Consider the following 21,066-nt stretch of genomic DNA (forward strand, 5'->3'; position numbering starts at 1 on the left):
TCCGACAGCTCTGCGCTGGGATCACGGCTATTGAAGATGAGCATGCGTAGGGCGGTTGCACCGTGCCCGTTATCCGTTCCACTCTAGACACCTTCTTTTCGCCTGGACGTCGCTCATGAATCTTTCGCGCCTGCGCCTCGCTACCGCCCTGGGCACCATGCTGGTCCTCGCCGGCTGTTCGCCATCAAGCGACCAGGCCGCAGCGCCGCAGGCAACCCAGGCGCCCGCCGATGATTCGGCGCAGAAGCTCGATACCTATCGCCAGCTGGTGCGCATCGGCAACGATGAGATGGCCGTGACCATGGGCAAGTCGATCGTCAGCCGCTATCCCGACAGCGCGGCGGCCAAAGAAGTGCAGCAGAGCCTGCCGGAGATCGAGAAGCGCTACACCGAGACGAGCGAGCGCAATCGGCTGCAGGGCCTATGGCTTTACCAAGTATCGCCGATGGAAGGAGGCACCCAGTCCACCGCCACCATCTACAGCAGTCAACCATCAGGCGAGAACCGCGTGCGCCTGGTGCTGCGCCGGCACACCGCATGGGGCCAGAATGCATTCCTGTTCAGCAGTGGCCCGCATGGCTTCGTGTGCAAGGGAAACTGCACGATCAAGGCCACCTTTGACGACAAGCCGGGCAGCATCAAGGCGTTCGCCCCCAGCACCGGTGAGCCGGCGCTGCTGTTCAGCGACGACAAGACCTTCATTGCACAATTGCAGAAGGCCAAGAAGATCACCATGGACGTGACCATGCAGGACGGCGAAAAGAAGGTGACCCTGGTGTACGAAGTGGGCGGTTTCGATCCCGCCAAGTGGCAGCCGGTGAGCAAGTCGACCAAGAAGTAAAACGTCCACGCGCACCCGATTCATGCGTTATGGAGCCTAAGCACTATGGAGATCGTCCCCATGTCCCTCAAACAAATTCTGATCGTCGGCGCATCGGTCGTGTTGCTGGCGGCTTGTGCGCGTGTCGGCAAGGACTTCACCGCGCGACTCGATGCGCGGCAGCAGGCCTACGTGACCGCCGCCGGTACACCGGTGAACAGCTTCCACTTCTACGGCTTGTGGTCATGGGAGCCACTCAGTGACGAGCAGCTGGCGGTCTATACCCGTCCCGGTGAGGCGTGGCTGCTCGACCTGGACGGTCGCTGCCGGAATCTGTTGTTCACCAATCACATCGCCGTGACCTCGGGTGCGAGTGTGGTCGCCGCCAAGTTCGACCACGTCATCACCGGCCCACGCGATGTGCCTTGCATCATCAAGCAGATTCGCCCGGTCGACATCGCCAGGCTGAATTCGCCGCAACAGGGCAAGCCGCGCGAAATCGAGGAAGCGCAGCGTCCAGCGAAGTGAACCATCCTGGCCTCGATCGAGCCTCGAGTGCCAGGGTTCGTGGCGCATGAGCGCGGCACCCTGGTTTCAACAGGCACTGATGCTCAATGCAGGAACAGCTTCTCGGCGATCTTCGCCAGTGGCTTTTCTACCGCGCTCTGCAAACGCGGAGGTAGATCCAGTGGCCTGAGCAGCATCTTCACCGTCATCTCGGCGGGGATATTTCGGCGCAGCAAACCCTGCGCGCGGCCGGTGACGCGGCGGAACTCCGCTTCGTTCTCTTTGTGCTGCGGATAGCACTGGTTGAACACGTGGCGTAGTGCGATGTCGCTGTCTTCGCTCTTGATCTCGTTGACGCGGCGCAGGATCACGCGGAACACCTTGTAGCGGCTGAAGCCTTCGCGTTCGCGGTAAATCCGGAAGTGGTGGTAGAAGTGCTTGTAGTGGCGCACTTCATCGCGCTTGATATGGCCGGTGAGCTCCTTCAGCACGGGCTCGTCGGTGATGTCGTTGAGCGCGCGGTAAAGACTGGCCGTGCCGGTTTCCACCACGCAGCGTGCCGCCAGCTCCAGGCCGCGGCTCGATTCCAGTTGCTCCGACGTGCACACCGCGCCGTACTCCTGCCAGAACGCGGCGAAGCCACGATCCCAGTCGAACTCGGGCCACACGGTCTTCACGTAGGCGGACAGCGCACGGCCGTGCTGAAGTTCCTCGTGTTCCCAATGCTGGCTGAGCCAGGTCTGCAGTTCCTGGTCACCAGCGAAATGGTCGACCAGGTTGTGCGTATACAGATCCGAGCCACTCTCGACGAAGGACGAGCTGCACAACAGGAAAAACAGGTCCTCGTTCTGGCGAACGCGATGGACGTCGATTCGGCTGAAGTCCAGGCTTTCCAGAGTCCAGGGCAACGATGTGGCATAGCTCACGCGGGCATTCCTGTGCGGGCGGGGCTGGCGCGCGCACGACGCGGCGCTGGCCTGGCATGACAATTAGGTGACAAGAGCATACGACGAGATCGTCGCGGGGGATTAACGCCCGCCGACCTAGAGGACCGGATGAGTCACACGAACTAGCGCATCAGCGAACGACGGTAACCGGTACGTGGGCGCGCTCAAGCATATCGCCGGACACCGAGCCCAGCAGCCAGCGCGCGAGTGCGCCCCGTTCGGTATGGCCAATCACGATATGGTCGATGCCGTGGCGACGCACTTGGTCCAGCAAAGCGTCACCGGGACTGCCGCGTACGACCTCTGCATCGATGAGCGCTTCCGCGCCCGGCGCCATCTCCTTCAGCTCTTCCAGCAGCGCGGTGCAACGCTTGGTGCCGGAGTCGGTGATCATCAGCGCACACGTATCGGCGCTGCCTTCGGTCACCTGCACCACCGATACCACACGCACTCGACCGCCGCTGGCTCGTGCCCATTCGAGGGCGAAACGAAACGCCTGTTTGGAGGAGGCGGAGCCGTCATAGCCAACCAGCGAGTACTTGAGCATGAAGTTCCTCTGGGTATGACGCAGACCGGGCTTCCGTCGGTGACCTGGTGATAGCGACGCTCGACGTGGGTTTGCTCGGCCTGCTGGCTTTGCTGGATCTTTTCGCCAGCGTACAGCCCTCCGAGCGCGACCGCCACGGTGATTTCCGTGTGCGCGTGGTCTTGTTATGGCGTCATCAGCGAAACATCTCTCCACGCTGCCTTCACATACCCAGCGACAAGGATGAATGGAGGCCCGGCCATATCCCAAAGCGTTCAGGGTCACTGTCGACAATAGTCGGTACCGTCTGATTCCACTCACGCAAGGAGACTGATGATGATCAAGCGTACGTTCGGAATGGCAGCCCTGATGCTCGTCTGTGCTGGCGCGATGTCCGCCTTCCCAGTCACCAGGGCGCGGGCAGCGGAAGCTGACGTCGAGTGTCACCTGAGCTTCAGCCTTGCCGGCTGGTCGGCGATCTACAAGCATGCAGAAGGCAAAGGCACGGTTGCCTGCAGCAACGGCCAGCGGGCCAACGTAAAGATCTCTACGGTCGGTGGCGGCCTCACTGCGGGCAAGTTCCGCATTGACAACGGCAAGGGTGAGATCACCCACGTACGCAGCATCGACGACGTATTCGGCGATTATGCACAGGCCGGTGCGGAAGCGGGCGTCGTCAAGAGCGGCCAGGCCCAGGTGCTGACCAAGGGCACGACCTCGCTGGCGCTGCATGGCAGCGGCGAGGGCATCGATCTGGGCGTATCGGTGGGGCAGTTCACCATTACCAAGATCTGATCCCGCTAGGCCGTCACGACAAAGGGCGCCCTGTGGCGCCCTTTGCTTTTGCAGCGCGTACACTGCTGGCCAATTTCCCGCGCCCGGAGTGCCGTCATGCGCCGTCTCCCGCTGCTGTTGATGCTGACCCTGCTGCTTGGATTGGCCGCTCCGGCCTTCGCAGACGCGCCGTCGGCGTTACCCCAGGTGGGACAGCCCGCCCCCGATTTCCGCCTGCAGGACCAGAACGGCAAGTGGCAGACCCCCGCCGATCACCGTGGTCGTTGGCTGGTCATGTATTTCTATCCGAAGGACTTCACCCCTGGGTGCACGACCGAGGTCTGCACCTTCCGTGACGACATCGCCAAGCTGCGCCAGGCTGGCGCCGATGTGGTGGGGGTGAGCCTGGACGACGTGAAGTCGCATGCCGAGTTCGCCGCCAAATACCACGTGCCGTTCTCGCTGCTGTCCGATGCCGACAGCAAGACGGCCCAGGCCTATGGTGTGCTGACCTCCAAGGTCGGCTTCAAATACGCGCGTCGCACGACCTTCTTGATCGACCCGCAGGGCAAGATCGCCAAGGTCTACCAGGACGTGGATCCGGAGAGGAACTCGGCGCAGGTGCTGGCTGATCTCAACACGTTGAAGGGGTGATCCCGATGCCACTGACGACACGGCGCGATGCCACCCGCCCCGGCGGGTTTGCGGTTTGGAGGATCGTGGTCTGGTTGATGCTGTTGCTGGCTGCTTTTGGCTGCCTGCAGTACGCGCTTCACGCCCAGCAGGTGTGGGGCGTACTGCAGACATCGGGCAGCCCTGAAGCGGTTTCCCACCTGCGCGGCGTACTGGCCTGGGACCTGGCCTATCTTGCTGGAGCCTTTGCGATCATCGTGATCTGCGCTGGCGCGATCCTGCGTCAGGCGTGGTCCCGGGTGGCCTTGCAAGTTGCCGCGGTGCTGCTGGCGATCTGGGCCCTGGTGAGCGGGATCACCCTGTTTGCGCAATGGCACAACGTCGACAACGCCGTATCGTTGCTGCAGCCGGGCGCGGACGAGGCCGCCCAGCGGACCCTAAACCGGTTGCGCCACAGCTTTGAAATGGCGGTGGGACTCAAGGCGCTCGCTGTGCCGGTCTTGCTTTGGCTGGCATGGCGGTTGCACCAGCCGGTCGTTCGCGGGCAATTCCGCCCTCGCAGGCCCTAGCCAGCCTGGAGTTCAGCGGCGGTTGCTGCAGCGCGGGTTATCGCTGCGGCTCCTCGTTCACATGGATTTGCCATGCTCGCGCGCCGTCTGTCGCTTATCTCCGTGCTTTCCCTGGCCAGCCTGGGGCTGCATGCGCAGGACCTGGCGACCACCTGCCATGCGAGCAGCAGCTACGACTTAACCGTGACGCCAGGCGCACTGTTGTTCGATCGCCCGCAGCCGGCGCCGCAGCGGGTCGAGTTGCAGGATGGCGTCTTGCGCACCGACAGTGCGGCGGTGCGCCTTCGACCCGAGGACCAGGATCGTCTCGCCCTCTTCGAACGCGAGCTACGCGCGCTCATGCCACGTGCTAAAGCCGTTGCGGCGCATGGCGTGGATATGCTCGCGGCGGCGATGCACGACGAGGGCACGCGGCTTTCGCTGAGCCCCGACACCCGCTCCGAGATGGATCGGCGCCTGGCCACGCGGGCGGTGGAGCTCAAGCAGCGCATCGCTGCCAGCAACAGCACGCACGACTGGCAGGGTAACCTGGCCGACCAGTACGCCAACCAGCTGGCATCGGATCTGATGCCCTTGCTCGCCAACGACCTTGGCCAGCAGGCCATCAATGCGGCCTTGAGCGGTGACCTGCAGGCGGCGGCCAACTTACGCGACAGTGCGTCGGATCTAAGCACGCAGTTGCGGCCACGCCTGGAGCGGCGCATGCAGGCGCTGACGCCCGAGATCCAGGCCTTGTGCCCATCCATCCAGCGTCTGGCCGAGTTGCAGCAAGGCATCCGCGGAGCGGGGAGCCAGCCATTGAACCTGATACAGGTCGGTCAATAGGGCGCGTGCCAGCGATGCCAAGCTGGTGGCGGCTGATTAACCTCCTGCTAAGCGGCAAAGGACGAGGATGTTGCCGCTGTTAACCGTGTGAGGAGGCGGCCTCGTGTCGCACGTGAGAGTACCGCGCTACAACGCCCTGATCCGGCGTGGCATTGACGACCGCGAGCTGTACAGGCGAGCGTTGACGCGCGTGCGCGAGCCGGGCCTGCAGGCTCTGTTGACTGAAAATCTGCACACGCTCGATGCTCTTATCGGTGACTTGCAGGCGCAGGTCCACGCCAGTGGCCATGCCCCGGCGCGCCACGGCACGCTGGCTGGTGCGGTGCGCAGTGCCCTTGCCGACATGACGACCGGTTTTTCCGCCAATCGCGACGCCGCCTGGATCCATTGCCTGGCGCGCAACGAATGCGCGTTGTTGCATCGTTTTGAGCAGCAAATGGCCCATGCCACGGACGAGTCCGCCCGGATACTGGGCGTGCAGCTGTCCCGCCTGCATGGCATTCACAACGATATGCACTGTCTAGCCGGCACGACGCACGGCTGAAGACACCCCTGGCCAAGGAACAGGCATGCCAACGACGCCCAAGGATGTGCTGGATTTCTGGTTCGACGCCGCTGCCGAAGCGGTCTGGTTCGACAACGACCAGGTGTTCGATGCGCGGATTCGGGATCGTTTCGGCGACGTGCTCGAAGCGGCTGCACGCGGGGAGCTCGATCATTGGACAGCCACGCCCGGCGGCTGGCTCGCGTTGTTGATCGTGCTCGATCAGTTCAGTCGCAATATTCATCGTAGCGATGCCCGTGCCTGGGCTGCTGATGCGAAGGCGCAGGCCATGGCGCTGGCCGGCATCGCTAGAGGCGACGATTTACGGCTATCGCCCTTGCAGCGCCTGTTTGCCTATCTGCCGCTGGAACATGCGGAGGATTCGGCACTGCAGCAGCGCAGCGTTGATCTGTTCGGGCAACTGCTGGCGCAGTCGCCGGCGTCGGAGCAGGTTCGCTACGAGGACTTTCTGGACTACGCGCGACGACATCGCGACGTGATCGATCGCTTCGGGCGCTTCCCGCATCGCAATGCCGCGCTTGGCCGCACCAGCACGCCGGAGGAAAGGGAATATCTCACGCGGCCCGGGTCCGGTTTCTAAGAGCCACCATCCATCAACAAGGAGTTCAGCATGCGTCGTTATCTCGTTGTCCCATTGTTGTTACTGAGCTTGACCGCACAGGCGGGCGACACCTTGCGCATCGGCAGCGAGGTACTGACCGTGGGCGACAGCGCCGCGCGTGCCATGCAATTACTTGGCAAGCCCGATTTCAAGGAGCCGGTGGAGAACAAATTCGGTGCTTATCAAGGAGAGCGCTGGCAGTACCAACGCGATGATGGGCACATCGTGACGGTGACAATAAGCAATGGAAACGTCAGCACTATCGAAGATCGAACGCGCTGAGCGGCAGTGTCAATTAGCGTGCGGCTTACGGCGTGGGCGGAATGCTTCATTCGTCAGGTTGTCGTAGCGGTACGCAGCGCCGGGACTCTCGCATCTCGCCCGCGCCTGGCAGGCCTCGTAGAGGGGCCATCACCTACACCACCTCGCGGCCACAGAGGAATGCGTGGTTGGTGGGTTCCTGTCTATCTTCGAGTTCGCCGCGCATGGGCGCGTTCGGATGGCGTGGGCAGGATGTTGCCATGCGCACGTGGTTCGTCGACAAGGAGGTGGCCATGCGTCGTTATGGGCTTTCTGCGCTCTTGTTGGTGGCGTTCGCCGCGCATGCCGGCAGCAGCACGTTGCGGGTGGGCAATCAGGTACTCACGGTCGGTGACAGTGCGTCGCGAGTGGTCGAGCTGCTTGGCAAGTCCTCGTACAAGTCGCACAAGAAGACCGGGACACGTAGCGGGAACGCGCGAGGCGCAAAGCACAGCGGCCGTCGCAAGACGTCTTCCGCCCGTGAGACTGGTGGCGAGCAGTGGCAGTACCGACGAGGCGATCGCGTTACCACTGTCCTGCTGGCGGATGGCAAGGTGGTCGGCTTCGAAGACTCAGGACGCTGAGCAGGAGGACGTGGCGAGTCTGCCCGCCGTCATGCGATAACAGGCGCGAACCGAGGGAGATCGCGCCATGTCCTACGTTCCACCCGAGGGCTGGCTTGCCGCGCCCAGCCTGTTGCGTCCGCACCAGGCCGGCATGCACGGCAAGGTCACCAATATCGAGCTGTTCTTTGACCTGGTTTTTGTCTATGCGGTGACGCAACTCTCCCATACGCTATGGCACGACCTGAGCCTGCTCGGCGCGCTGCACGTGCTGCTGCTGTTCCTTGCGGTCTGGTGGGTATGGATCTTCACCGGCTGGATCACCAACTGGCTGGATCCGGAACGATTGGCCGTAAGGCTGCTGATGCTGGCTTTGATGTTCGCCGGTCTGCTGCTGTCGACGGCGTTGCCCCAGGCGTTCGATGGGCACGGGCTGCTCTTCGCGGGCGCCTACGCCTGCATGCAAGTGGGTCGCTCGTGCTTCATGCTATGGGCCCTGCGCCGCTCGCCACTGCCGGCGCGCCGCAACTTTCATCGGATCACTCTCTGGCTGGCGACGACCGCGGTGTTGTGGATCGCCGGCGGTTTACAGGAGGGTCAAACGCGACTCCTGTACTGGACGATCGCGCTTGCCATCGAATACCTCGGCCCCGCCCTGTTCTTCTATGTCCCTGGGCTGGGACGCTCAAGCACGGCGGAGTGGGATATCGAAGGCGGCCATATGGCCGAGCGCTGCAGCCTGTTCGTGATGATCGCGCTAGGCGAGTCGGTGGTCGTCACGGGCAGTAGCTTCGCGGAGAGTGGGCGGGCACTGGATGCCTGGCTGGCCTTTGTGACCGCGTTCGTCGGCTGCGTGGCGATGTGGTGGATCTATTTTGATCTTGCGGTGGAAAGGGGTAGCCGCTCCATTCGCCAATCGGCTGACCCGGGGCGCACCGCGCGATTGGGATACACCTATCTGCACCTGCTGATCGTGGCCGGCATCGTGGTAAGCGCCGTGGGAGACGAGCTGAGCCTGAGTCAACCGCATGCGCTGGCGACGACGCCGCAAATCGCCGTACTGCTTGGTGGTCCGGCGCTTTATCTGCTGGGCAATGCGTTGTTCAAGATGACGGTCACCCACACCAACTTCCCGTTGTCGCATCTGGTGGGGCTGGCGTTGCTGCTGGCCATCCTGGTGCCCGCTGGCACGCCGAACGTGTTGTCGCTTGCCGCGCTGGCGACCTTGGTGCTAGTGATCTCGGCGACCTGGGAAACGCTCTCGCTGCGCAACCTGCGGCGAGAGCTTTACGAGTCAACGGATCACTGAGCCGAGCGAAGTTCGTCCAGTAGTTGTGAACCATTCCAGGGGCGGCGCGCATGTTCCGCGTCGTGCATCAGTGAGGCCAGTCGTGCGTTCACCGGTGCCTTCATGGCGTGGCTGGCGGCCAGCCGCACGACTTCGCCGTTGATGGCATCGACTTCGGTCGGCCGCCCCGCTTCGAGGTCTTCCCACATGGATGATCGCGCCAGTGGATCGATGGCGAGCAGGCGCGAGGCGACACGCTTGAAGCATGCATCCGGCAATTCAAGCAGGCGCGGCAGCCAGTCGGTCGGTAGCGGAGTGAGTCGGGCGGGCCGGATGCCGGCGCTGGCGAACACGTGCAAGGCTTCACGTTGCGCCAGTGCCAGGCAGCGGCGCCAGCAACGTTGCGACAGTTCCTGCTTCAGCGGCAAATCGGACAGCGCATTCACCGCGTTGTTGAGATTGAGCAGCAATTTGGCGGCCTGCACGGCAGGCATGTCCTGTCGTGGACGCAAGGGCAGGCCGGCGGCTTCGAACAAGGGGAGGAACGGTACCAGCGACGGATGTGCCTCCACCATGAGCTCGCCGCCGGAGCCCTGATGGAACGCGCCGGGGCCGCGTTGCAGCACATTGAACGGCACCATGCCTGCGAGCACGACGTGTTTGGGTAGTGCAGCGCGTAGCGCTTCAGTGTTATGCAGGCCGTTCTGGAAACTGATCACGGGCACGCCGGGGGCGATCACTCCAGCGAGTTCGCGCGCGACGGATTCGGTGGCGGAAGACTTCACCGTCACCAGGACCAAGTGCGCTTTTGCGGCGGCGAAGGGATCGAGATTGAGATCCAGCGTCTTGGGAGCAATACGGCAACGATGACCTTGCAGATCGCTCCAGGTCAGCCCATTCAAGCGCATGGCGTCGATGACGCGCCGGCGTCCGATATACGTCACGCGGGCCTGTTCGTTCAGACGTCCGCCGATATAGCCGCCGACACTGCCGGCGCCATAGATGGCGATGCGCGGGCGAATATGTTCGCTCATGCCACTGCCGCCGCAGCTGCACGGCCGGCGACGCGGCCTGAAAACAAGCAACCACCCAGGAAACTGCCTTCAAGCGCACGGTAGCCATGCACGCCGCCACCGCCGAAGCCGGCCGCTTCGCCCACGGCGTAAAGTCCGGGCAAGGGGCGGCCGTCGTGGCCCAGCACTCGCGCGTCGAGATCGGTTTCAAGTCCGCCCAGCGTCTTGCGGGTGAGTATGTTCAAGCGCACGGCGATCAGCGGGCCGTTGGCCGGATCGAGCAGGCGATGTGGCTTGGCCACGCGCACCAGCTTGTCGCCGCGATAACGGCGCGCGTTATGGATGGCCATCACCTGGCTGTCTTTCGCGTAAGGGTTGTCGAACTGCAGGTCCCGCGCCTCGACCTCACGGCGAAGTTTTGCCATGTCGAGCAATTGATTGCCCGCCAGCGCATTCATGCCATCGACAAGCTCTTCCAGCGTGTTGCGCACGATGAAGTCACGGCCGTGCAGCTTGAACGCCTCCACCGGCGCAGGCGCGCCTTTGCCGACGGCACGCTTGGCTACCTGGCGCCAACTTTTGCCGGTGAGATCGGGATTCTGCTCCGAGCCTGACAGTGCGAACTCGCGCCGGATAATCTGTTGGTCGAGCACGAACCAGCTGTAGTCATGGCCGGTACGGCGCAGGTGTTCGAGCGTGCCCAGCGTGTCGAAGCCGGGCCACAGCGGGCCGGGCAGGCGATTGCCGGTGGCGTCGAACCACAGCGAGGACGGTCCGGGCAGGATGCGGATCGCGTGCATCGGCCAGATCGGGTTCCAGTTCTCGATGCCTTCGACGTAGTGCCACATGCGATCGCGGTTGATCAGCTTGGCGCCTGCCGTTTCGCTGATGCCTAGCATGCGGCCATCCACGTGCGCAGGCACGCCGCACAGCATGTGCGCAGGTGGCGTACCCATGCGCTCGGGCCAGTTGCGTCGCACCAGATCGTGATTGCCGCCCATGCCACCCGAGGCCACGATCACGGCTTGCGCGCGCTGTTCGAAGGCCTGCGTGACTTCGCGCGAGCTGGGCTTGCCACGCTCCATGTTGTCGGGCGCGAGCACGCTGCCACGAACGCCGACCACCGCGCCTTGTTCAACCACCAGCTCGTCCACGCGATGCCGAAAGCCGAAGTGCAGCAGGCCCTTGGCCTGTGCCTCGCGTGCACGACGCACGAACGGTTCGATCACGCCCGGCCCGGTGCCCCAGGTCACATGAAAGCGAGGCACCGAATTGCCATGGCCGATGGCGCCATGACCGCCGCGCTCGGCCCAACCCACCACGGGGAACCAGCGCATGCCCATGGCGTGCAGCCAGCTGCGCTTTTCACCGGCGGCGAAGTCGACGTATGCCTCGGCCCAGCGGCGCGGCCAATGGTCTTCCGGGCGATCGAACGCGGCCGTGCCCATCCAGTCGGCCAGGGCCAGCGCATGCGAATCACGCACGCCCATGCGCCGCTGTTCCGGCGAATCGACAAAGAACAATCCGCCGAACGACCAGAACGCTTGCCCCCCCAGGCTTTGTTCCGGCTCCTGCTCCAGCACCAGTACGCGCTTGCCTGCATCGGTCAGCTCGGTGGCGGCGACCAGCCCAGCCAAGCCGGCGCCCACGACGATGACATCACACCCCTCCCGCATCCCACGTCCCCACATGGTGATTACTACAGGGGAACTTAGCGGGTGACGGCGGGCCTTGCTATGTGCGCTGCGTCATTGGCGGAAACCCTTATCGGTGAACGCCCCCGAGGAGGGCAAATCCGCGGCCATGACCGATGGCAGGGCATGACACCTGGCCCATGATCGATCGTGGTAGGAGGCGCATCGTGGCGTCCAGGTTGCGCAGCAGCGCGCACCGCAGGCAGCTTCGGGGAGGCGATACGCATGCGCATCAAAAGCATGGCTTTGGTATGGGCGGCGAGCGTGGCCTTGTGTGGCGCAGCGCGGGCGCACGATATCCAGATTCACGACGGTCAGTGCGGCTACTCGACCGAGTTCGATGTGCACGTCACCCAGGACCGCATCGACTTCCGGCGTGATGCCGGTCATCCGGGCAAGATCATCATGCATGACGGTCACCTGAGCGTCGATGGGCGCGACGTGGTGGTTTCAGCGGATGACGCAGCGCGCCTGCGCAATTACGAGTCGCAGGTGCGCAGCTTGCTTCCCGATGTGGCGGAAATCGCGCGCGAGGGCGTGAATATCGGTTTTGCCGCGATGCGTGCGGTGCTGCTCACGTTTGCCGAGAACGACGATGAACGCCACGACATGGTGGGCCGACTCGAAGCCAATCATCGGCAGGCCTTGGCGCGCATCGACGATGGCCTGGGCAAGGGCGTCTGGAAGCCGCACGACCTGGACGAGGTGATCGAAGGCAGCATCCAGCAGTCGGTATCCGATCTGGTTGGCAAGGTCGCCGGCGCCGCCGTCAAGGCCGCGCTCAGTGGCGATCAGAGCAAGGTGGCGGCGCTCGAGGCGCGCGCGGATTCGCTGGATCACACCATCGACAAGGAAGTGAATGCACGCGCCGACCAGTTGAGCAAACGCGCCGATCAACTGTGCCCGCGCCTCCAGGCGCTCGAAAGCCTGCAACAGCAATTCCAGTTCCGCCTGCAGGATGGCTCGCGCCTGCGCTTGCTGAGTCGGGAGCGTGACAACGCCAAGAAGCTGGCCACTACCGGCGATCATGCCAAGGCTGATTAAGCTTACCGACAGGCTCGCGACGGAAGCTTGATCGCGGGACTGCTAGGCTTCGCGGTTTCATCACGCACGAGTCCTAGCCCATGCACGATTTCCTGACGCGCCTGCCGTTTTCCGCAGGCGCGATCGACATGCTCATTCATCTGGCCACCGCGCTGCTGTTGTTGCTCGTGGGCCTGTGGCTGGCAGCACGCGTGGCGAACTTCGCCCGGCGCGCCATGCGGCGTGCCAAGGTGGACGAGACGCTCAGCGGCTTTCTGCGCAACCTGATCAACGGCGTGCTGATCGCCCTGTTGATCGTGATGGCCTTGCAGGAAATCGGCGTGCCCTCCGCACCGCTGCTGGCTGCCCTGGGTGCGGGAGGATTGGCCATTGGACTTGCGCTGCAAGGCTCGCTGAGCAATCTCGCCTGGGGCGTGTTGTTGATCATTTTTCGTCCATTTCGGGTGGGAGATTTCATCCATGCGGGAGGGATCGATGGCACCGTGGAGAGCGTCAGCCTGATGCACACGCTGCTGGTGATGCCGGACAACCGCGAGGCAGTGGTGCCGAATGCCAAGATCGGCTCCGACGCGATCATCAACTTCAATCGACGCGGCACGCGGCGCTTCGAACTGAAGGTGGGCATCGGCTACAAGGACGATATCGGCAGGGCGATGGACGTCGTGACCGAGCTGTTCGCCGCCGACGCGCGCATCCTGCAGGACCCCGCGCCCGGCATCTGGACCGAAAGCCTGGGTGAGAACGCCGTGGTACTGGTATTGCGCGCCTTCACCCGCAGCGGCGATATCTGGGCGGCGCAGACCGATTTGCTGCGTGCGCTGAAGGAGCGATTCGAGGCCGAGGGCATCAGCTTCCCGTCGCCCCAGCGCGTGCTGACGGTGGTGCGTGGGCCGGTGTCCGGGCAGGCCGGCTGAGCCATTGGGGCGGGAGGTTCCGTGCGGGCGCATTTTGCGTCCCCCGGGTGACATACGACTCGACCAAGCTTGGGCCTCGGCAGCGGATTGTGGTCGCAGGCTATGCATACGTATGCGAATGGTGGATTCAAACGATCCAAAAGCGTCCGAAAAGGGGTCTCGTTCGTTATGATTAAAGCCTTACGCGGCCGTCATCCCCGCACGGCACGCCATCGCCATCCGTAGGAGAAACCATGGCCGACCTCAAAGAAGCACGCGTTCCCGATATCGGCAGCGAGAATGTGCCGGTGATCGAAGTGCTGGTGAAGCCCGGTGACCGGGTCGCCAAGGAGCAGGGCCTGGTCACGCTGGAGTCGGACAAGGCGACCATGGAAGTCCCGGCGCCGTTCGCTGGCATCGTGAAGGAAATGAAGCTCAAGGTCGGCGATGAAGCGTCCGAAGGCACCCTGATCGCCATCATCGAAGTCGAAGCCGAGGGCGCCGCCACGGCTCCGAAGCAGGCCGCACCAGCCAAGGCCGAAGCGCCCGCCAAGGCAGCTCCAGCCGCGGCACCTGCCGCCACAACTGCCGCGAGCGGCGGTGTGCGCGAAGTGCTCGTGCCCGATATCGGCAGCACCGATGTCCCCGTGATCGAAATCCTGGTCAAGGTGGGCGACACCATCGCCAAAGACCAGGGCCTGATCACGCTGGAATCGGACAAGGCGACCATGGAAGTCCCCGCGCCGTTCGCCGGCGTGGTCAAGGAACTCAAGGTCAAGATCGGTGATGAGTTGTCCGAAGGCAGCTTGATTGCCCTGGTCGAAGCCGCTGGTGGCGCGCCTGTTGCCGCACCGGCGCCGCAGGCGGCTCCCGCCAAGGTGGCTGCGCCCCAGGTCGAAGAAAAGCCCGCCCCGATCGGTGGCCGCAGCGTACTGCCGGGCAACGCCCCGGAAGGCGACGTGCCGCCCTCGGTACGCCCTCCGTTCGACTCGGGCATCATCATGCCGGGCGACGCCCCCTATGCCAGTCCCGCCATCCGCGCTTTCGCGCGCGAGTTGGGCGTGGATGTACAGCAGGTCAAGGGCAGCGGCCGCGGCGGCCGCATCCAGCGCGAGGATGTCAGCGCCTATGTGAAACACGCGCTGGCGTCGGGTGCGCGTCCGGCCAGTGCGCCGGCGTCGGCGGGCGGCGGGCTCAACCTGCTGCCGTGGCCGAAGATCGACTTCGCCAAGTTCGGCGAGATCGAAGAGAAGCCGCTGTCGCGCATCCAGAAGATTTCGGGCGCCAACCTGGCGCGCAACTGGGCGATGATTCCGCACGTCACCCAGCACGATGACGCCGACATTACCGAGCTGGAAGCGTTCCGCAAGAAGCTCGGTGAAGAGAACAAGGACCTCAAGATCACCCCGCTGGTATTCCAGATCAAGGCGGTGGTCTCGGCGCTGAAGAAATTCCCGCAGTTCAACGCCTCGCTCGACGAGAGCGGCGACAAGCTGATCCTCAAGAAGTACTTCCACATCGGCATTGCGGTGGACACGCCCGACGGGCTGGTCGTGCCGGTGATCCGCGACTGCGACAAGAAGAGCCTGCTCGAACTGGCCGCAGAGCTCGGCGAAATCTCCAAGAAGGCGCGCGACAAGAAGCTCGGCCCGGCCGAAATGTCCGGCGGCTGCTTCTCCATCTCCTCGCTCGGCGGTATCGGCGGCACGGCGTTCACGCCGATCGTCAACGCGCCGGAAGTGGCCATCCTCGGTGTTTCCAAGGCGCAGACCAAGCCGGTTTGGAATGGCAAGGAATTCGCGCCGCGCCTGATCCTGCCGCTGTCGCTCAGCTACGACCATCGCGTGATCGACGGCGCGCTTGCCGCGCGCTTCGCAGCCTTCCTTGCTACCCAGCTCGGCGACATCCGCCGCCTACTCCTGTGATGTGCTCCCTCTCCCCGCCGGGGAGAGGGTCGGGGTGAGGGGCGGGCTTGCGATAGCTCGGCCGGTAAGCGAACAAGAACAAAGGATTCCCCATGGCAAGCACCATCGAAATCAAGGTTCCCGACATCGGCGGTCACGACAACGTGCCGGTGATCGAGGTGCTGGTGAAGGTCGGCGACACGGTCGCCAAGGAACAGAGCCTGATCACGCTCGAATCGGACAAGGCGACCATGGAGATTCCCTCCAGCGCCGCCGGCGTAGTGAAGGAGTTGCGGGTCAAGGTGGGCGACGAGTTGTCCGAAGGCGCGGTGATCGCCGTGCTGGAGGCAGCTGACGCCGCCGCGGTCAAGCCAGAAGCGCCGAAGGCGGCAGCGCCCGCAGCGGCAGCTGCTGCCCCGGTGAAGGCTGAGCCGTCCAAGCCTGCCGAGCCGGCGCCACGGGGCGCGAACGCTTCCGGCCTTCAGGCCGACATCGAGTGCAAACTGGTCGTGCTGGGCTCCGGCCCGGGCGGCTATACGGCGGCCTTCCGTGCCGCCGACCTGGGCGTCGACACGGTCCTGGTCGAGCGTTACGCCACGCTCGGTGGCGTTTGCCTCAACGTGGGCTGCATTCCGTCCAAGGCATTGCTGCATGCGGCTGCCGTCATCGACGAGGCCGAAGCAATGGCCGCGCACGGCGTCAGCTTCGGCAAGCCCAAGCTCGACCTCGACAAGCTGCGCAGCTTCAAGAACAAAGTGGTGGCCCAGCTCACCGGCGGCCTCGGCAGCATGGCCAAGCAGCGCAAGGTGCGCACCGTGCAAGGTGTTGGCACGTTTGTGTCGCCACACGAGCTGGAAGTGGAGACGGCCGAAGGCAAGAAGCTGATCCGTTTCGAGAACGCCATCATCGCCGCCGGCTCCCAGTCGGTGAAGCTGCCCGCGTTCCCGTGGGATGACGAGCGCATCGTCGATTCCACCGGTGCGCTCGAGCTGAAGGACGTGCCGGCCACGATGCTGGTCGTCGGCGGCGGCATCATCGGTCTGGAAATGGCCACCGTGTATGCCGCGCTCGGCAGTGAAGTGACGGTGGTCGAGTTCATGGACCAGCTGATCCCCGGCGCCGATGCCGACCTGATCAAGCCGCTGGCGAAGCGCCTCGGCGGCAAGCTCAAAGGCGTGCACCTCAAGACCAAGGTGGTCGAGGCCAAGGCCACCAAGAAGGGCATCGAAGTCAGCTATGAAGGCGAGAGCATTCCGGCGACCGCACTGTTCGACCGCGTGCTCGTCTCCGTCGGCCGCTCGCCGAATGGCGGCAAGATCGGCGCCGACAAGGCCGGCGTGGCCGTCACCGAGCGCGGTTTCATCAACGTCGACAAGCAGATGCGCACCAACGTGCCGCATATCTTCGCCATCGGTGATCTGGTTGGCCAGCCGATGTTGGCGCACAAGGCGACGCATGAAGCCCGCGTTGCGGCGGAAGTTGTCGCCGGCATGAAGAGTTACTTCGATGCGCGCGTGATTCCGTCCGTCGCTTTCACCGACCCGGAAGTGGCATGGGTTGGCGTGACCGAGCGCGAGGCGAAGGAGAAGGGTCTCAAGATCGGCGTGGGCAAGTTCCCCTGGGTGGCCAGCGGCCGCGCCATCGGCATCGACCGCACCGAAGGCTTCACCAAGCTGCTGTTCGACGAGGAGACCCATCGCGTGGTCGGTGGCGCCATTGTCGGCCCGCATGCCGGCGACCTGATCGCGGAGATCACGCATGCGATCGAGATGGGCAGCGAAGCGGCCGACATCGGCCTCACCATCCACCCGCATCCGACGCTGAGCGAATCGGTGGGCATGGCGGCCGAAGTCTACGAAGGCACCATCACTGATCTGTACCTGCCCAAGAAGAAGTGATGCGCCAGTGCATTGCGTGAAAGAAAAAGCCCGGGCCATGCCCGGGCTTTTTCTTAGCGGCGGGCGCGTCCTTCAAACAAATGCCGGGGAGTGATCCCCGGCATTTGCGCTCGCTTGCGACAGCAGGCGCCGTCAGTTCGATTCGGTGAACTGGATCGAGGGGGTCGAGCCACTCGAGGCGGTGCAGCTGCCCAGATTTAGATTGTTGCTCTCGCCGGTGGTGCCCGAGTCGGCCACGCACGAAGGTGCGCTGGTCGAGCCATCGCTCACCGCGACCTTCACGGTGATCGACGAGCCGCTGTTGAACTGGGCTTCCGAGCCGCCGGCATTGCCGACGACGTTGAACTCCGACTCCTTCCACACCGTTGCCAGATACAGCACGCTGTCCTTGCCGCTGGAGCTATAGGCCGTGCTGCCATTGGTGAACACCACCGTGTCGTTGCCGCCGGACGTGACCGTGCCCGTCAGCTTCACATTGGCGAGCTGGGTGGCCGGTACGTCGGGCGCGGTGGCCGCGGCGCTGTTCTTGTAGCAGTCGCCGGCGCCATCGCTACCCCAGCCGCTGGGGCAACGGGTGCCGCCGTAACCGATCAGCCAGTACTGCATGAACACGGCTGCCGAGCCCTGCACTTCGTAGTCCGGTGCATAGACGAATTGCTGCCAGACGGTGCAGCCCGAGTGGCCTTTGCACGCGGACGTGGTGGAGGAGAAGCTGGAGTTGATCTGCAGTGAGTATTCGTTCGTCCCCAGGATGCCGCCGCCACCATAGGCGGCCACGCCCACGCCCTTTTCCGAGGTCACGCCCGTCACGGCTGGGAACGTGCCGACCGTCTGCGTGATCAACGACGAGGTCTGCAAGGTGTAGTCATTGCCATTGCCCGCCGTTTCCTCGGCGCTGGGCAGATGGAAGTGCGGCAAAGGATGGGTATGCAGCGTGATCTGCCGGCAGGCTACCTGGCGCCAGATGACGCTGGGATAGCTGGCTTCGAAGCATCCTTCCGCAGGCGTTGCGATGTGCGCGATATCCTGGCGCCAACTCTCCCGCGCCTGTGCTTCCAGCGGGCCGACGATCTCGCTCGGGGGCTGGAGGGAAACGCCATGGGATTGGGCGGCGCAGACAGCAGGTAGCGCAGCGGCGCCGATCAGGCCGGCGACAAGTGCAATCGTCAATTTTGAACGCATGAATATTCTCCCTGGTACGCGAATAGCTATCGGTTCCAGTCCATGACGATTCATGGGCCGGTGTTTTCCAACAACAACTCACCCACGCGCCGGCAACTGCAACGGGTGCCGGCGAATCTCACGCTTACGTTGATGCATCCCCTGAAGGGCGGACGATGAAGCGATGATTCGTTCGCTACCGAGCACTCGGTCACGGTTTGATGTAAGCGCCGAAGCTATGTCCGCAACGCATTCGGCATGCATTTGCGAATCGAAAAAAGCTGCATGCGCTTCTGAAGGGTGCGGGTAAGCGAGTGCGATTCGAAGATATTTAGTGCGAGGCTGAAGGGAGAAGGCTTGCGCCAGCAGCTTCGCGTTTTCTTCACGAGGTTGATCGCTCGCCATGCCCGCAAAAAGGCACGATCACTGCGCAAGTGAGCAAGTTCTTGTTCACGGCTCTTTAAATTTTCGGTCTTCAGCTATCGCAGAGAAAAATCGCGCAGGCTCAATACTCCTTCTCCCCGAAGGGGAGAAGCTTGGCATGAGGGCGGTACTTGCGATAACGCTACGGTTGTCGTCAGCGGCCCGCTGGCGATGAGGTCCAGCGTCGCGCGTTGGGCTGGCTCTTAGTCGTCGTAGCCCAGTCGTTCGATCATCGGACGCAAGATGGGCAGGACGGGTTCGAACATTTCGCGATAGGCATGCCAGCGATTCACGGCCTTGGCGTGAATGCCCTGGGTCACTTGCGCGTAGCTCGGTGTGCTGATGTAACCCTTGCTGCGCGCATGGTCCGCGAAGCGCGCCATCGGCGCGGCATCGTCGATCCCGAGGAAGTGGCCAAGCCGGACCACGTGTTCATCAAAGCGGCTGACCACCGATTCGTAGCGCCACTCCAGCACGCGCGGGGCAAATACCTCGACATGCCGATACCAGTGTTCGAAGGCTTGCACATACCCATGCGCCAGGCGCTCCAGCGACGAGCAAAGCACCATGAAGGCGGGCGAGCGGAACGGCTGCATGTAGCAGCTCAGCAGCACATCGCAGGGATGGCGCAAGCACATGATGATGCGCGCTTCGGGAAACAGGCGCGCGATCATCGGCAGGCAAAGCATGTTGAGCGGATTCTTGTCGACGAGGCGACGATGACCCAGGTCTGGAACGACCTTGCGCACTCTGTCTGCGTAGATCGAGCGCAACTGATCGACGTTCTGCTGCGTGAGATGCGCGAGGTCGGCAGGATAGTGCTGCCCCACGAGCGTCATGCGCTCGGTCAGTTCATAGACAAACGCGCGCTCATCCATCGAGCGGAAATCCGGATGCGCATCGATCATCTGCTCCAGCAAGGTCGTGCCCGAACGAGGGAAGCCGATCACGAACACGGGGCTTTCGCTGTCGCGCGGAGCGGACAACGGCGCCCAGCGATCGTGCTCCAGATGGCTGACCCGATCGTTCGCCATGGTCAGCGGTTGGCTGCCTTCCGCGAGCAGCTCGGGGACGATGTCCTTGGCGATGTCGAGCTGTGTCGCGTGGGCGGTTTGGGCAGCCTGCCACGCTTCCTTGTGGCGACCTTGCTTGTTCAGCGCGGAAGCGAGACCAAAGCCCGCGTTCGCGCGCATGTCCGCCTCGTCAGTAAGGGCGAGAACGCGCTGATAAAGCTCGGCGGCCTGCGTTGTGTCACCTCGGCGCGCCGCCACCGCGGCGTGCGCGTGCCAGGCTTCGCAATGCAGGCGGTGGTGTTCAGCCGGCAATGCGTCGAGCAATGCCAGCGGAAGTTGTGACAGCTCCGCCTGGGCGCGTTCGGTCTGGTTACTGCGCTCGTACAGAGCAGCGCGCAGCGCCGCCATCCTCCATTGCACGAACAGTGCTGACGGGCCGTCGGGCAACACCGCGCGGGTCAGTACGTGAAAGGCGGCCTGCTGATCTCCCTGGGTCGCCAGCATGGTCGCCAGGATCATGGCCTGTTCGGCGGGCTGCGGCGGCCAATCGGCCGCGCCGGCCAGCATGGACTCTTCGCCGCTGTTGTCGCCGCAGACGTGACAGGCATGCGCGGCCTGCAGCCGCGCCTCGATAAAGCCGGGCTCTAGTCGCACGGCGTCGAGCAGGGCCTGGCGCGCCAGTACCCAGCGTTGTTGCTGTGCATAGAGCAGTCCGAGGTTGTAATGGACGTCCGCATTTTGCGGTGCCAGGCCGGTCGCACTCAGCGAAGCGCGTTCGGCCGCGTCCATGTCGCCTGCCTGCCGGGCCACGATGGCGAGGTTGTTCCAGTATTCGAAGGTTTGCGGCTTGAGCAGCGTGAGCCGGCGAAAGGTCGCGACGGCCGCTTCTGTGCGTTGGCTGGATTGCTGCGCAAGACCCAGCAGCAAGAGCACGGTTTCGTTGTCGGACTCAGCATTCGCAGCAGGTTCGCCGAGGGCGAGCACCTTGGCCATGTCGCCGCCGTTGTAGGCGGCGAGCATGCTTGCAGCGAGATCAGTAGAGGATGGCAATGGACGTCCCGTCATCCCTTCATGCTACCAGCGGGATGGCCGCGGCATGGCTGCC

The 21,066-nt window shown here is 63.8% G+C and carries 21 protein-coding genes; 15 read left to right on the forward strand and 6 right to left on the reverse strand.

What is annotated here, in order from left to right:
- Positions 1-115: 115 nt before the first annotated feature.
- Together OUZ30_RS02575 and OUZ30_RS02580 are read left to right on the forward strand one after the other, a co-directional pair.
- Positions 116-841, forward strand: a complete 726-nt coding sequence (locus tag OUZ30_RS02575) for an outer membrane protein assembly factor BamD (RefSeq protein ID WP_266180606.1) — start codon at positions 116-118, stop codon at positions 839-841.
- A 60-nt stretch (positions 842-901) separates the two neighbouring features.
- Positions 902-1,348, forward strand: coding sequence for a DUF6491 family protein (locus tag OUZ30_RS02580; protein ID WP_266180607.1), 447 nt, complete (start codon positions 902-904; stop codon positions 1,346-1,348).
- Positions 1,349-1,431: 83 nt separating this feature from the next.
- Here the strand turns inward: OUZ30_RS02580 and OUZ30_RS02585 are convergent, their stop codons facing one another.
- A complete protein-coding gene (locus OUZ30_RS02585; RefSeq protein WP_266180608.1) occupies positions 1,432-2,253 on the reverse strand; it encodes a ferritin-like domain-containing protein in 822 nt (273 codons plus the stop codon).
- A 151-nt stretch (positions 2,254-2,404) separates the two neighbouring features.
- Positions 2,405-2,821, reverse strand: a complete 417-nt coding sequence (locus tag OUZ30_RS02590; RefSeq protein WP_266180609.1) for a universal stress protein — start codon at positions 2,819-2,821, stop codon at positions 2,405-2,407.
- A 315-nt stretch (positions 2,822-3,136) separates the two neighbouring features.
- On the opposite strand from OUZ30_RS02590, the gene OUZ30_RS02595 reads away from it, so the two are divergent.
- The 9 genes from OUZ30_RS02595 (at position 3,137) to OUZ30_RS02635 (ending at position 8,939) form a co-directional block, all read left to right on the forward strand.
- Positions 3,137-3,595, forward strand: coding sequence for a hypothetical protein (locus OUZ30_RS02595; protein WP_266180610.1), 459 nt, complete (start codon positions 3,137-3,139; stop codon positions 3,593-3,595).
- A gap of 96 nt (positions 3,596-3,691) precedes the next feature.
- A complete protein-coding gene (locus OUZ30_RS02600) occupies positions 3,692-4,228 on the forward strand; it encodes a peroxiredoxin (RefSeq protein WP_266180611.1) in 537 nt (178 codons plus the stop codon).
- 5 nt (positions 4,229-4,233) lie between these two features.
- A complete protein-coding gene (locus OUZ30_RS02605) occupies positions 4,234-4,776 on the forward strand; it encodes a hypothetical protein (protein ID WP_266180612.1) in 543 nt (180 codons plus the stop codon).
- 72 nt (positions 4,777-4,848) lie between these two features.
- The gene (locus OUZ30_RS02610) at positions 4,849-5,601 is read left to right on the forward strand and encodes a DUF2884 family protein (protein WP_266180613.1); all 753 of its coding nucleotides are present in this window, start codon (positions 4,849-4,851) and stop codon (positions 5,599-5,601) included.
- Between the two features lie 103 nt (positions 5,602-5,704).
- On the forward strand, positions 5,705-6,145 hold the full coding sequence (locus tag OUZ30_RS02615; RefSeq protein WP_266180614.1) for a PA2169 family four-helix-bundle protein: 441 nt from the start codon (positions 5,705-5,707) through the stop codon (positions 6,143-6,145).
- Between the two features lie 25 nt (positions 6,146-6,170).
- Positions 6,171-6,746, forward strand: a complete 576-nt coding sequence (locus OUZ30_RS02620; RefSeq protein WP_266180615.1) for a DUF924 family protein — start codon at positions 6,171-6,173, stop codon at positions 6,744-6,746.
- A 30-nt stretch (positions 6,747-6,776) separates the two neighbouring features.
- Positions 6,777-7,049, forward strand: coding sequence for a DUF2845 domain-containing protein (locus tag OUZ30_RS02625; protein WP_266180616.1), 273 nt, complete (start codon positions 6,777-6,779; stop codon positions 7,047-7,049).
- Positions 7,050-7,288: 239 nt separating this feature from the next.
- On the forward strand, positions 7,289-7,651 hold the full coding sequence (locus OUZ30_RS02630; protein WP_266180617.1) for a DUF2845 domain-containing protein: 363 nt from the start codon (positions 7,289-7,291) through the stop codon (positions 7,649-7,651).
- A 67-nt stretch (positions 7,652-7,718) separates the two neighbouring features.
- A complete protein-coding gene (locus OUZ30_RS02635) occupies positions 7,719-8,939 on the forward strand; it encodes a low temperature requirement protein A (protein ID WP_266180618.1) in 1,221 nt (406 codons plus the stop codon).
- On the opposite strand, the gene OUZ30_RS02640 is transcribed toward OUZ30_RS02635, so the two are convergent.
- Both OUZ30_RS02640 and OUZ30_RS02645 read right to left on the reverse strand, forming a co-directional pair.
- Positions 8,933-9,952: a 2-dehydropantoate 2-reductase gene (locus OUZ30_RS02640; protein WP_266180619.1), complete on the reverse strand. Its 1,020-nt coding sequence runs from the start codon at positions 9,950-9,952 to the stop codon at positions 8,933-8,935. The two genes, OUZ30_RS02635 and OUZ30_RS02640, sit on opposite strands and share 7 nt — an antisense overlap.
- Entirely contained in the window at positions 9,949-11,607 is a 1,659-nt protein-coding gene (locus OUZ30_RS02645) for an FAD-binding dehydrogenase (protein WP_266180620.1), read from the reverse strand. The genes OUZ30_RS02640 and OUZ30_RS02645 overlap by 4 nt, the downstream gene beginning before the upstream one ends.
- A gap of 243 nt (positions 11,608-11,850) precedes the next feature.
- Here OUZ30_RS02645 and OUZ30_RS02650 point away from each other — a divergent pair, with 243 nt between their 5' ends.
- The 4 genes from OUZ30_RS02650 (at position 11,851) to lpdA (ending at position 17,364) form a co-directional block, all read left to right on the forward strand.
- Positions 11,851-12,669, forward strand: a complete 819-nt coding sequence (locus OUZ30_RS02650) for a DUF2884 family protein (RefSeq protein WP_266180621.1) — start codon at positions 11,851-11,853, stop codon at positions 12,667-12,669.
- An 80-nt stretch (positions 12,670-12,749) separates the two neighbouring features.
- Positions 12,750-13,583 (forward strand): mechanosensitive ion channel family protein, encoded by an 834-nt coding sequence (locus tag OUZ30_RS02655; protein ID WP_266180622.1) that lies wholly within the window; start codon positions 12,750-12,752, stop codon positions 13,581-13,583.
- Positions 13,584-13,816: 233 nt separating this feature from the next.
- The gene (aceF, locus tag OUZ30_RS02660; protein ID WP_266180624.1) at positions 13,817-15,487 is read left to right on the forward strand and encodes a dihydrolipoyllysine-residue acetyltransferase; all 1,671 of its coding nucleotides are present in this window, start codon (positions 13,817-13,819) and stop codon (positions 15,485-15,487) included.
- A 92-nt stretch (positions 15,488-15,579) separates the two neighbouring features.
- Positions 15,580-17,364 (forward strand): dihydrolipoyl dehydrogenase, encoded by a 1,785-nt coding sequence (gene lpdA, locus OUZ30_RS02665; protein WP_266180625.1) that lies wholly within the window; start codon positions 15,580-15,582, stop codon positions 17,362-17,364.
- Between the two features lie 132 nt (positions 17,365-17,496).
- Here lpdA and OUZ30_RS02670 read toward each other — a convergent pair whose 3' ends face one another.
- A complete protein-coding gene (locus tag OUZ30_RS02670; protein ID WP_266180626.1) occupies positions 17,497-18,546 on the reverse strand; it encodes a hypothetical protein in 1,050 nt (349 codons plus the stop codon).
- Positions 18,547-19,151: 605 nt separating this feature from the next.
- Positions 19,152-21,026 (reverse strand): tetratricopeptide repeat-containing sulfotransferase family protein, encoded by a 1,875-nt coding sequence (locus tag OUZ30_RS02675; RefSeq protein WP_266180627.1) that lies wholly within the window; start codon positions 21,024-21,026, stop codon positions 19,152-19,154.
- Between the last annotated feature and the right edge of the window lie 40 nt (positions 21,027-21,066).

Source organism: Dyella humicola, assembly GCF_026283945.1.
In the GTDB taxonomy this organism is placed as follows: domain Bacteria; phylum Pseudomonadota; class Gammaproteobacteria; order Xanthomonadales; family Rhodanobacteraceae; genus Dyella; species Dyella humicola.

What these genes read in the sequence shown, in the direction of transcription:
- OUZ30_RS02600 (WP_266180611.1), top strand. Translation starts at nt 3,692, where the DNA reads ATGCGCCGTCTCCCGCTGCTGTTGATGCTGACCCTGCTGCTTGGATTG.
- OUZ30_RS02590 (WP_266180609.1), bottom strand. Translation starts at nt 2,821, where the DNA reads ATGCTCAAGTACTCGCTGGTTGGCTATGACGGCTCCGCCTCCTCCAAA.
- OUZ30_RS02655 (WP_266180622.1), top strand. Translation starts at nt 12,750, where the DNA reads ATGCACGATTTCCTGACGCGCCTGCCGTTTTCCGCAGGCGCGATCGAC.
- OUZ30_RS02595 (WP_266180610.1), top strand. Translation starts at nt 3,137, where the DNA reads ATGATCAAGCGTACGTTCGGAATGGCAGCCCTGATGCTCGTCTGTGCT.
- OUZ30_RS02580 (WP_266180607.1), top strand. Translation starts at nt 902, where the DNA reads ATGTCCCTCAAACAAATTCTGATCGTCGGCGCATCGGTCGTGTTGCTG.
- OUZ30_RS02620 (WP_266180615.1), top strand. Translation starts at nt 6,171, where the DNA reads ATGCCAACGACGCCCAAGGATGTGCTGGATTTCTGGTTCGACGCCGCT.
- OUZ30_RS02575 (WP_266180606.1), top strand. Translation starts at nt 116, where the DNA reads ATGAATCTTTCGCGCCTGCGCCTCGCTACCGCCCTGGGCACCATGCTG.
- OUZ30_RS02635 (WP_266180618.1), top strand. Translation starts at nt 7,719, where the DNA reads ATGTCCTACGTTCCACCCGAGGGCTGGCTTGCCGCGCCCAGCCTGTTG.
- aceF (WP_266180624.1), top strand. Translation starts at nt 13,817, where the DNA reads ATGGCCGACCTCAAAGAAGCACGCGTTCCCGATATCGGCAGCGAGAAT.
- OUZ30_RS02645 (WP_266180620.1), bottom strand. Translation starts at nt 11,607, where the DNA reads ATGCGGGAGGGGTGTGATGTCATCGTCGTGGGCGCCGGCTTGGCTGGG.
- OUZ30_RS02650 (WP_266180621.1), top strand. Translation starts at nt 11,851, where the DNA reads ATGCGCATCAAAAGCATGGCTTTGGTATGGGCGGCGAGCGTGGCCTTG.
- lpdA (WP_266180625.1), top strand. Translation starts at nt 15,580, where the DNA reads ATGGCAAGCACCATCGAAATCAAGGTTCCCGACATCGGCGGTCACGAC.
- OUZ30_RS02630 (WP_266180617.1), top strand. Translation starts at nt 7,289, where the DNA reads ATGCGCACGTGGTTCGTCGACAAGGAGGTGGCCATGCGTCGTTATGGG.
- OUZ30_RS02610 (WP_266180613.1), top strand. Translation starts at nt 4,849, where the DNA reads ATGCTCGCGCGCCGTCTGTCGCTTATCTCCGTGCTTTCCCTGGCCAGC.
- OUZ30_RS02625 (WP_266180616.1), top strand. Translation starts at nt 6,777, where the DNA reads ATGCGTCGTTATCTCGTTGTCCCATTGTTGTTACTGAGCTTGACCGCA.
- OUZ30_RS02670 (WP_266180626.1), bottom strand. Translation starts at nt 18,546, where the DNA reads ATGCGTTCAAAATTGACGATTGCACTTGTCGCCGGCCTGATCGGCGCC.
- OUZ30_RS02675 (WP_266180627.1), bottom strand. Translation starts at nt 21,026, where the DNA reads ATGACGGGACGTCCATTGCCATCCTCTACTGATCTCGCTGCAAGCATG.
- OUZ30_RS02605 (WP_266180612.1), top strand. Translation starts at nt 4,234, where the DNA reads ATGCCACTGACGACACGGCGCGATGCCACCCGCCCCGGCGGGTTTGCG.
- OUZ30_RS02640 (WP_266180619.1), bottom strand. Translation starts at nt 9,952, where the DNA reads ATGAGCGAACATATTCGCCCGCGCATCGCCATCTATGGCGCCGGCAGT.